The organism is Gaiella sp. (assembly GCF_035558935.1).
In the GTDB taxonomy this organism is placed as follows: domain Bacteria; phylum Actinomycetota; class Thermoleophilia; order Gaiellales; family Gaiellaceae; genus Gaiella.
In genome coordinates, this window is the sequence record NZ_DATMBZ010000127.1 from 23,112 (window position 1) to 31,981 (window position 8,870).

9 protein-coding genes and 1 tRNA gene are annotated in these 8,870 nt (G+C 70.1%); 6 read left to right on the forward strand and 4 right to left on the reverse strand.

Annotated elements, in window-relative coordinates; translation table 11 throughout:
• Nucleotides 1-4: 4 nt before the first annotated feature.
• Both VNM44_RS12345 and VNM44_RS12350 read right to left on the reverse strand, forming a co-directional pair.
• On the reverse strand, nt 5-1,228 hold the full coding sequence (locus VNM44_RS12345) for a multidrug effflux MFS transporter (RefSeq protein ID WP_325626195.1): 1,224 nt from the start codon (nt 1,226-1,228) through the stop codon (nt 5-7).
• A gap of 127 nt (nt 1,229-1,355) precedes the next feature.
• Nucleotides 1,356-1,676: a hypothetical protein gene (locus VNM44_RS12350; protein ID WP_325626187.1), complete on the reverse strand. Its 321-nt coding sequence runs from the start codon at nt 1,674-1,676 to the stop codon at nt 1,356-1,358.
• Between the two features lie 98 nt (nt 1,677-1,774).
• Between VNM44_RS12350 and VNM44_RS12355 the strand changes: the two genes are divergently transcribed.
• Nucleotides 1,775-2,674, forward strand: a complete 900-nt coding sequence (locus VNM44_RS12355; protein ID WP_325626188.1) for a TIGR03620 family F420-dependent LLM class oxidoreductase — start codon at nt 1,775-1,777, stop codon at nt 2,672-2,674.
• Nucleotides 2,675-2,788: 114 nt separating this feature from the next.
• Here the strand turns inward: VNM44_RS12355 and VNM44_RS12360 are convergent.
• Nucleotides 2,789-2,861, reverse strand: a tRNA-Lys gene (locus tag VNM44_RS12360).
• Between the two features lie 156 nt (nt 2,862-3,017).
• Between VNM44_RS12360 and coxB the strand changes: the two genes are divergently transcribed.
• From coxB to VNM44_RS12385, 5 genes are all read left to right on the forward strand, one after another.
• A complete protein-coding gene (gene coxB, locus VNM44_RS12365) occupies nt 3,018-4,079 on the forward strand; it encodes a cytochrome c oxidase subunit II (protein WP_325626189.1) in 1,062 nt (353 codons plus the stop codon).
• Nucleotides 4,076-6,010: a cytochrome c oxidase subunit I gene (gene ctaD / locus VNM44_RS12370; RefSeq protein WP_325626190.1), complete on the forward strand. Its 1,935-nt coding sequence runs from the start codon at nt 4,076-4,078 to the stop codon at nt 6,008-6,010. The genes coxB and ctaD overlap by 4 nt, the downstream gene beginning before the upstream one ends.
• The gene (locus VNM44_RS12375; protein ID WP_325626191.1) at nt 6,007-6,864 is read left to right on the forward strand and encodes a hypothetical protein; all 858 of its coding nucleotides are present in this window, start codon (nt 6,007-6,009) and stop codon (nt 6,862-6,864) included. The genes ctaD and VNM44_RS12375 overlap by 4 nt, the downstream gene beginning before the upstream one ends.
• Nucleotides 6,861-7,475, forward strand: a complete 615-nt coding sequence (locus VNM44_RS12380) for a cytochrome c oxidase subunit 3 (RefSeq protein ID WP_325626192.1) — start codon at nt 6,861-6,863, stop codon at nt 7,473-7,475. The genes VNM44_RS12375 and VNM44_RS12380 overlap by 4 nt, the downstream gene beginning before the upstream one ends.
• 85 nt (nt 7,476-7,560) lie before the next feature.
• On the forward strand, nt 7,561-8,199 hold the full coding sequence (locus tag VNM44_RS12385; protein ID WP_325626193.1) for a hypothetical protein: 639 nt from the start codon (nt 7,561-7,563) through the stop codon (nt 8,197-8,199).
• A gap of 12 nt (nt 8,200-8,211) precedes the next feature.
• On the opposite strand, the gene VNM44_RS12390 is transcribed toward VNM44_RS12385, so the two are convergent.
• On the reverse strand, nt 8,212-8,870 hold a 659-nt coding region (locus VNM44_RS12390), incomplete at its 5' end, for a c-type cytochrome (RefSeq protein ID WP_325626194.1).

The window sequence follows — 8,870 nt, forward strand, 5'->3', positions numbered from 1 at the left end:
GGCCCTACGTCGGGGTCTCCGACCGCACGACGACGCGACGCGGAGTGCCCGACGCCAGGCCCTCGAGCGCGACCGCGGCGCCGATCCCGCAGATCATGATGACGATCGCCATGGGCACCGCCGTGCCCTCTCCGCCGAGCCCCACGAGCGGCGCCATGAGAGCGCCGAACGCGTACTGACCGACGCCGAGAAGCGACGCCGCCGTCCCCGCCATGTCCGGGTGGTCGACGAGCGCGAGGGCGAGGGCGTTCGCCTGGATGAAGCTCCAGCTCAGCATCAGGAGCATGAAGGGGACCATCACCGCCGCGAGACCGAGCTGCGGAAGCGACACGATCGCGAGCAGGCCGACGCCGGCCACCACCATCGTCCCCACGCCGACCCGTAGGAGCGCGTGCGGCGATCGCGTCGTGAGCAGGTGGGCGTTGATCTGGGCCCCGGCGACCAGGAAGAGAGCGTTGACGGCGAAGAGGACCCCGTAGAGCTGCGGCGACGCGCCGTAGACGTCCTGGAGGACGAACGACGACCCGGCGATGTACCCCAGCATCGCCCCGCCACCGAGCCCGACGACGAGCACGAACCCGACGAGACGGCGGTCCCGGAGGAGAAGACCGAATGCCCGCGTCGTGGCTGCTAACCCGGCGGCGCGACGGCGTTCGCGCGGGAGCGTCTCGGGAAGGAATCGCGCGCTCACCGCGGTCAATGCAAGCCCGAAGAGCGAGAGCGCCACGAAGACGCCCCGCCAGGACGTGAACCGCAGGAGCTGGCCTCCCAGGATCGGAGCGACGATCGGCGCGAGGCCGACCACGAGCATCAGCCGCGAGAGGTAGCGCGCTCCGGCCGCGCCCACATGGAGGTCCCGCACGACGGCCCGTCCGATCGCGACGCCGACCGCCGCCGCCGCGCCCTGCACGAGACGCAGCGCGGCGAGCGCCCACAGACTCGGGGCGAGGCTGCAGGCGAACGTGGCGACGGTGAAGACCGCCATCCCGGCGACGAGCGGTCGCCGCCGGCCACGGACGTCGCTCGTCGTCCCGCCGAGCAGTTGGCCCAGGGAAAGCCCGATCACGTACGTCGTCAGCGTCAGCTGGGCCGCCGACGGGCTCGCGCCGAAGTCGTCCGCCAGTGCGGGGAGCCCCGGGAGGTAGACGTCCATCGCCGCCGGGCCGATCGCCGTCACGGCGCCCAGCACGACGAACAGACGCGCGCCCGACTGGGTGACGCGACTCAGCGTCGCCCGATCACGTCGTCGGGACGGCGTCGGCCGCCGTCGGCCGGGGCTCCGCGACGGCGCGCATCCTCGCGACGATCACTCGAGCAGTCTACGAGCGACCGGCGAGCCTCCGGCGGCGCTTCGGTCAGGGATCGAGCGGCTCGAGCGACCGTTCCTCGGCGCATTCCACCGCCCAGGCTTCGCAGGCGTCGCGGATGGTGCCCGCCTCGTCCTGGCCGGCCTCGGCCTCGACGACGACCTGGTGGACGATCGTCTCCGTCTCGTCGCTCATGTCGTGCGTCCGGACGGCGTGGACGCGCACATGGTCGGCGATCGCGAGCAGCCGCCGCGCGAGGCGATCGTTCTCGGCGAGCGTCGCCTCGCGCCCCGTCAGGGGGCCGAAGTTGACGACGATCTCGATCGCGCCGACGGCGTCGGAGCGGACGAACGCAATGGTGGAGTTCATGTCGACATTGGTACCCACCGGCGCACCCGCGAAATCGCCCCGAACGGGGGAACCGACATGCACGACCCGCTCGCCGGCCACGCGACTACCGTCCCGGCATGCGGCTCGGCACGATCGGAGCGTGGTGCGCGGCGTTCACGGTCGCGCCCGCCGCCGACGCCCGGCCGGCGGCGCGCGAGATCGAGGCGTTCGGCTACGACACGCTCTGGTACCCCGAAGGGCTCGGGACGAGGGAGTCGTTCACGAACGCTGCCGTGCTGCTGGCGGCGACCGACCGCATCCGCGTGGCTTCCGGCATCGCCAACATCTGGGGGCGCGACGGGGTCTCGGCCGCCAACGCCGCACGCGTCCTGGCGGACGCGTTCGACGACCGGTACCTGCTCGGCCTCGGCGTGAGCCATCCGCGGCAGGTCGACCCGCGCGGGCACACCTACCGACGGCCGGTCGCCACGATGCGCGCCTTTCTCGACGCCATGGACGACGACCCGTTCGTCAGCCCGGACGGCGCGAAGGTGACGCGGCCGCCCGTCCCGCGCATCCTGGCCGCGCTCCGTCCGCCGATGCTGCGACTGGCGCGGGAAAGGGCTCTCGGGGCGCACACGTTCCTCGTCCCCGTCGAGCACACGCGTCGTGCACGCGACATCCTCGGGCCGGCGGCGCTGCTCGTCGTCGAGCAGAAGGTGGTGCTCGCCCGCGATCCGGTGGATGCCCGCCGGCGAGCCCGTGGGGCGCTCGCCTGGTACCTCGACACGCCGAACTACCTCGACAACCTCCGCTGGCTCGGATTCGCGGAGGCCGACTTCGCGCGCGGCGGCTCGGACGCGCTCGTGGACGCGCTCATCGTCGCAGGCGACGAGGAGACGATCGCGGCGCGCTGCGACGCGCACCTCGACGCGGGCGCCAGCCAGGTCGCGGTCCAACCGCTCGAGGAGGGCGATCCGTTCGGCCGTGAGACGCTGCGTCGTCTCGCCTCCGTCCTTCTCGACCCCCGCGAGTAGCGCACGCGGCGACGCGCGGCGTCGATGGGCCGTGAAGGGATTCGAACCTTCGACCGTTGGAACAGCGCGGGGGAACCCCTGGCTCCCCCACGAGCCCCCTCCTCAATTCGCGCATGGGCCGTGAAGGATTCGAACCTTCGACCTTGGGATTAAGAGTCCCCTGCTCTACCAGCTGAGCTAACGGCCCGAGGAGGCGGAAGGATAGCGCCGCGGATCGACGCCGGTGGCCCGTGAGCCATGCCATGACGGCCGGAGGCCAGGCTGCTCGTTCGTGCGCGACGGCGAAGGGGGCTCGTGGGGGAACCGGGGTTCCCCCACGTTCGCTGATGTAGTCTCGTCGGCGGTGATCCGTCGGGCCGCCATGGTCAAGATGGTCGTGATCGCTGCGCTTGCGGCGCTCGTCGCGACCCTCGTTGCGGTCTTGATCCGCTGGCTGCCGGAGTCCGCCTCGGAGGAGATGGACCGGATCACGTTCGTCTACTGGTTCGCGACGATCATCTGCATCGGGATCTTCGCGCTCGTCGCCGCCGTGATCATCGAGGCGGTGTGGGCGTTTCGCGTGCAGCCCGACGACGACACCGACGGCCCACCGATCCACGGGAACACCAGGCTCGAGATCGCCTGGACGATCGTCCCTGCGATCCTCGTGATCGCGATCGGCGTCGTGAGCGCCGTCGTGCTCTCGAAGAACGCCGACGCGGGGAGCAACCCGCTGCACGTCAAGGTCTTCGCGCAGCAGTTCGCGTGGAAGTTCGAGTACCCCGGGAAGGTGATGAGCGACGAGCTCGTGATGCCGCTCCACCGCAACGTGAAGTTCGAGATGCAGTCCGCCGACGTGATCCATTCGCTCTGGATCCCGCAGATGGGACAGAAGCAGGACGTCGTCCCGGGCATCACGACCGAGATCGTGATCACGCCGACGCGGACGGGCACGTTCACGTTGATCTGCACCGAGCTCTGCGGGCTCGGCCACGCGACGATGCGGGCCCCGGTGCGCGTCCTCGATCAGCCGGCGTTCCAGGCCTGGCTCGCGAAGCAGCGCTCCGCCGGTGGAGCGGGCGGCGCGACCAGCGGCGCGGCCGGAGGCCAGACGGGCGGCGCCACCTCCGATACGAGCGCGCTCGGCAAGACGACGTTCGCCTCGGCGGGGTGCGGCGGCTGCCACACGTTCACGCCGGCCGGCACCGACGCGCAGGTCGGTCCCGACCTCGACAAACTCGCCGCCGACGCGAAGGCCGCGGGCGAGCCGGTCGCCGACTACGTCCGCCAGTCGATCGTCGACCCGAACGCCGTGATCGCGAAGGGCTACCAGCCGAACGTGATGCCGCCGACGTTCGGGGACACGCTGAAGCCCGACGAGCTCGACGCGCTGGTCGCGTACCTGAGCGGAAAGGGAGCCTCGTGACGTCCACGACCGAAGAGCACGCCGTCCACCACGAGGTCCCGCACGGGCCGCCCCCGCGCCGCCGAGGCATCTTCATGCGGCCGGGTTACGTGCGGGCGCTCTGGTGCACAGCGGCGTTCTTCGTGATCGGCATGTACATCGTCGTCACGCTCCGCTGGCTCGCGGGCTGGGATCCCGTCTACGACTGGGAGTACATCGTCCTCGTCGCCGGGATGGTGACGGCGCCGATCGGCTTCCTGCTCGGGATGGGCGTCTTCGACTACTGGCTCTACTGGCTCTCCGGCCGGCCCACGCTCGTCGACGACCACGCGAGCCACGGCGCCTACAAGTGGACGGACTACTTCAAGGTCAACACCGACCACAAGGTGATCGGGATCCAGTACCTCGTCACGACGTTCTTCTTCTTCGTCGTCGGCGGGTTCCTCGCGATGCTCTTCCGCGCGGAGCTCGCGCAGCCGGGGATGCAGTTCTTCGACACGCAGACGTTCAACGGGCTCGTGTCGGCGCACGCGACGCTGATGATCTTCGTGTTCATCATCCCCGCGTTCGCCGGGCTCGCGAACTTCGCGGTCCCGCTGATGCTGGGAGCGCCCGACATGGCGTTCCCACGCCTGAACGCGCTGAGCTTCTGGATGCTGCCCGTCGCCGGCGTGCTGTTCCTCGCAAGCTTCCTCGCGCCCGGCGGCGCGTTCGCCACCGGGTGGACGAGCTATGCGCCGCTCGCCTCCGAGCAGCCGTTCGGGCAGGTCTTCTTCAACATGGGCGTGCAGTGGGCCGGCGCGTCCTCGATCGCGACGGCGCTGAACTTCCTGGTCACGATCATCACGATGCGCGCGCCGGGGATGACCTTCTGGCGCATGCCGCTCCTCGTCTGGGCGAACTTCACGACGTCGCTCCTCGTCGTGATCGCGACGCCGTTCATCGCGGGGTCCCAGTTCTTCATCATGTTCGACCGGGTGATGCACACGAGCTTCTTCACGCCGGACAACGGCGGGTACGTGCTCGGCTACCAGCACATCTTCTGGTTCTACTCGCACCCGGCCGTCTACATCATGGTCTTGCCCGGCTTCGGGATCATCTCCGAGGTGATCTCGGTGTTCAGCCGTAAGCCGATCTTCGGCTACCGGCTGATGGCCGTCTCGCTGATCGGCATCCTCGTGCTCGCGTTTTCGGTCTGGGCGCACCACATGTTCGTCGCCGGGATGGCCGACTGGCTGCGGATCCCGATGATGATCTCGACCCTGCTCATCGCCGTGCCGACCGGGATCAAGGTGTTCTCGTGGCTGGCGACGCTGTGGGAGGGAAAGATCCACCTGAACACGCCGATGCTCTTCGCGCTCGGGTTCATCTCGACGTTCGTGATCGGCGGTCTCTCGGGCGTCTACCTCGCCGCCGTGCCGATCGACATCCACGCCTCGGACACGTACTTCATCGTGGCGCACATCCACTACGTGCTGTTCGGCGGCTCCGTGTTCACGATCTTCGCGGGGATCTACTACTGGTTCCCGAAGATGACGGGCCGGATGTTCGACGAGCGCCTCGGGAAGCTCCACTTCTGGCTCACGTTCGTCGCGTTCAACGTGACCTTCTTCCCGATGCATTGGGTCGGGCTCGACGGGATGCCGCGCCGTGTCGCCGACTACGCGGCGACCTACGGAGCGCTGAACATGGTGGTCTCGATCGCGTCGTTCGCGCTCGGCGCCTCGGTGATCGTGTTCGCGTACAACATCGTCACGAGCTGGGCCCGCGGGCCGATTGCAGGGTCCAACCCGTGGCGGGCGATGACGATCGAGTGGCAGGTCTCGTCGCCGCCCCCGGTGTTCAACTTCGACGAGATCCCGCAGGTCGTGGGTGGCCCGTACGAGTACGGCGTCCCCGGCGCGAGGCATGCAGTGCTGAAGGGCGCCGTCCTCGAGGAGGCTCCCGCATGAGCGGCCTGCAGAAGCACGTCCTCGTCGTCGCGAACGAGACGCTCGCCGGCGAGGAGCTGCTCGACGCCGTCCGGCGCCGGGCCGCGGAAGGCCCGATCCGCGCGATCGTGATCGCGCCGGTGAACGAGCCGAGAGCCGGCTACGTCGTCTACCGGAACTCCCGGCGCGCGACCGCCGGCAGACGGATCGACCGGATGATCGCGGAGCTCCGGGCGGCCGGGATCCCGGCGCACGGCGACGTCTTCGAGGGCGGCCCCGTCGCCGCCGTCGAAGACGTCCTCGCGCTCGAGGATGTCGACGAGCTGATCGTCTCGACCCACCCCGAGGAGAAGTCGGGTTGGGTGCGCAAGAAGAACGTCCTGTCCGAGCTCCGCCGGCTCGCAGGCGACCGACCGTTCACGCACGTCGTCTCCGACGTGACGGCGAGGACGGGCCGCGTAAACGTGCTCGTGGTCGCGAACGAAACCGTCCTCGGCGAGCGGCTGCTCGACCACATCCGGGAGCGCGCTGCGCAGGGCCCGGCCGGGTTCCTGATCGTCTCCCCGCAGAGCGACCCCGGGCGGGGCGAGCACCCCGAGGCCGAACGGCGGCTCCGGCAGGCGCTCGCGACGCTCCGCGACGAGGGAATCGAGGCGCACGGCCAGATCGCGCATCCCGACCCGTACGCGGCGGCGATGCAGGTGATCGAGGACGAACGGGTCGACGAGCTGATCATCTCGACGTTCCCCGGCGAGCGGTCGGGCTGGCTGCGCCGGGACGTCGTCGAGCGGCTGCGGAAGGACGCCGGGGTGCCGGTCGAGCACGTCGTCGCGGAGCTGCCTTCGGCAGCCCCGCTGGAAGGACTGCGGCAGTGAGCGCGCACGCCGAAGCCGTCGGGCACGAGCACCACGGGCCGCCGCCCGCGAACCGCAGCTCGCGGCTCGACCCGGCGACGCTCGGGATGTTCCTCTTCATCGCCTCGGAGGCGATGCTCTTCGGCGCCTTCTTCACGGCGTACTTCTTCGTCCGGGTCGTCAACCCCGACGCACCGGCCACGTGGCCGCCGCCGCCGTTCGAGTTCCCAGTCTTCGTGGCGGGCGTGAACACGGCGATCCTCGTCACGTCGAGCTTCACGGTCCACTGGGCGACCCAGGCGATCAAGCGCGGCGACCGGAACGGTCTCCGGGCGGGCCTCGTGATCACGATCCTGCTCGGCGCGGCGTTCCTGCTGACGCAGATGGTCGAGTACGCGCACGTCGGCTTCAACACCGGCGACGGCGCGTTCGCCTCGGTCTTCTTCGGGCTCACGGGCCTCCACGGCGCTCACGTGTTCGTTGGCCTCTCGCTCCTGACCATCGCTGCGGTGCGCGCCTTCCGCGGCCACTTCTCTCCCGAGCATCACCACGGCGTCGAGATCCCCGGGATCTACTGGCACTTCGTCGACGTCATGTGGATCATCGTCTTCTTCGCGGTGTACGTCCTGTAGCGGATTCGCGCCTGCAGCTCGAATGCGCTAGAAGACGCCGTATGCCGTGCTCTTCCAGCGGCTCGGCCGAAGGCGGAGCCGCCCCTTGAAGAACCCGCTCAGGGACGAGGCCTCGGCGTTCCAGGTCGTCCTCGTGACGCTCGGCGGCGCGGTCCTCGTCGTGCTCGCCGCCTGGGTGAACACGTGGCTCGGGCTGATCGTGTTCCTCGCGCTCGTCGCCGTGGCGCTGTGGGCGATCAGGGGTGGGATGCGTCAGCGGCCGCCGCAGGCGCACGTCGTCCACGACGACGGTCCCGCGCGGAAGATCCTCGTCGTGGCGAACGAGACCGTCGGCGGCGACGAGCTGCGCGAGCTGCTCGGCCGCAAGGCCGAGGGCGTGAGCGAGGACGTGCTGCTCGTCTGCCCCGCGCTCAACTCGAGGCTCCGGACGTGGACCTCGGACGAGGACGGTGCCCGGGCGGCCGCCCAGGAGCGCCTCGACGAGTCCCTTGCCCGCCTGCGCGATGCCGGCGTCACCGCGCGCGGCGAGATCGGGGACGGCGACCCGCTCCAGGCGCTCGAAGACGCGCTCCGCACGTTTCCCGCGGACGAGATCGTCGTCTCGACCCACCCGCCGGGGCGCTCGAACTGGCTCGAGCAGGGCGTCGTCGAGAACGCGCGGCTGCGCTTCGATGTGCCCGTGAGCCACGTCGTCGTCGACCTCGCCGCCGAGACGAGCGTGTAGCTCGCCCGTCGTCTACTTCCCCGCGTTCGAGGAGACGAACTCGGCGACGGCCTCGATCTGGGCCTCGCTCAGCTGGCCCTTGAACGAGGGCATGCCCCCCCGGCCGTTCGTGATGCGGTCGATCGCGAGCGCCTTCGACGGCTTCGCGTCGTCGAGGTTCGGACCGACCGTCCCGCTCGCCCCCGCCGCTGCGAGCGTGTGGCAGCCGCTGCAGCCCGCCGACGCGAAGATGGCCTTGCCGTCCGTGCCGCCGCCGGGCGGCGTCGGCTTCGGCGGGTTGGCGGGATTGATCGGGTTGCCCTCGGCGTCCAGGCCCGCGACCGAGGCGACGTAGGACGCGACGTCCTCTGCGTCCTGCCCCTCGTAGATGTTCGCGGGCATCCCGGGCGCGCCGGTCGAGGGGGTGGTCACCGGGTAGGCGATCTGCCCGCGCACCACCTGGAGGATCGTGTCCTCGCCGAGCCCGTCGATGCGTGACTGGACGAACGCGTAGTCGAGGTTGGGGCCGATCTTGCCCGTCGTCCCTGCGTCGGCGAGCGTGTGGCAGCTGCCGCACCCCTTGGTGAAGAGCTCCTTGCCGCGGATCTTGTCGCCCGTGCCCTTCGAGTATCCGACGGTGTCGCCGCACGCAGCGAGACCGAGCGCGGCGACGAGCCCGAGCACGACCAGCG